At 73.2% G+C, this 704-nt stretch carries 1 protein-coding gene; it reads left to right on the top strand.

The features are described 5' to 3' along the window. Positions 1–601: HNH endonuclease family protein (locus tag EF918_RS36380; RefSeq protein WP_148141384.1), on the top strand; the 601-nt coding region annotated here is incomplete at its 5' end. Positions 602–704 lie beyond the last annotated feature (103 nt).

Raw genomic sequence — 704 nt, 5'->3', positions numbered from 1 at the left:
GGGCGTCACCGTCGCCAGGTACGAACGGGCCGCAGCGGTGCTGATCAGGGCGGCCCCGCCCGCCCCGATCAGCACCGCTGCGGCCCGTTCGTACCTGGCGACGGTGACGCCCCGGGCGGAAGGTTCCTCCGCCGGTTACAGCCGCGACCTGTTCCCGCACTGGAGCACCGTCTCGGGCAGCTGCAACACCCGCGAGACCGTCCTCAAGCGCGACGGCGTGAACGTCGTGACCGACTCCTCCTGTGCCTCCGTCAGCGGAAGCTGGTACTCCGAGTACGACGGCGCCACCTGGACCGCCGCCTCCGACCTCGACATCGACCACGTCGTCGCCCTCTCCGAGGCCTGGAAGTCCGGCGCCAGCTCCTGGACCACCGCCAAGCGCCAGCAGTTCGCCAACGACCTCACCCGCCCGCAGCTCATCGCCGTCACGGACAACGTCAACCAGGCCAAGGGCGACCTCGACCCGGCCAAGTGGATGCCGCCGCGCGCCGCGTACCACTGCACGTACGCGCGGATGTGGGTCACGGTCAAGCAGTACTGGGGCCTGAGCATGGACTCCGCCGAGAAGGCCGCCCTGGTGAACACCCTGAACGGCTGCTGAACGGCCGCTGCCGCTCGGGCCCGGCCCGCGTCCGCCCGCTCCGGCCGCGCCCCGGGTGCCCGGGGCGCGGCCGGAGCGGGCGGACGCGGGCCGGGCCCGAGCG

Source organism: Streptomyces sp. WAC06614 (assembly GCF_003949795.1).
GTDB lineage: Bacteria > Actinomycetota > Actinomycetes > Streptomycetales > Streptomycetaceae > Streptomyces.
Note: the sequence above shows the minus strand (reverse complement) of the source record. Positions and strands in the feature narration are given on the sequence as shown.